The organism is Bacillus sp. OTU2372, from assembly GCF_038440275.1.
Lineage (GTDB): Bacteria > Bacillota > Bacilli > Bacillales > Cytobacillaceae > Neobacillus > Neobacillus bataviensis_B.
The window spans coordinates 1-352 of record NZ_JASATK010000094.1 but is presented as its reverse complement, the minus strand read 5'-3'; the positions used below and the strand labels follow the sequence as shown (position 1 = coordinate 352).

Here is a 352-nt window from a genome sequence, read left to right as displayed (position 1 = left end):
CGAAAACCAAAGGGTCCTTCTACTGAAACAATATCCTTCGTTAAAACTGATTCTGACTCTGGATTATTAAATCGACCTGGAAAGCCATCTGGACCTCATTACTTAGCACACACAAGTATTGATACCAAAAATGGAATCATAGTAGATATACATCCGAGTCCAGGAAACATAAATGATTGTGAGCCCTTTGTTGAAAGATTAAAAGTGATTCAAGAAAAATTTGATTTAGATATTAAAAATGTGGGGGCAGATCGAGGGTATGATACAACACCAATTCATCATGGATTAAAAACTCTTGAAATAACAGGCTATATTAGTCCTGTTAAACATGACAATGCATTTAACACAACTT

1 protein-coding gene is annotated in these 352 nt (G+C 34.7%); it reads left to right on the top strand.

What is annotated here, in order from left to right; all coding sequences use genetic code 11:
* The coding region (locus tag AAHB15_RS30105) for a transposase (protein WP_342043907.1) at positions 1-352 on the top strand (352 nt) is incomplete at both ends.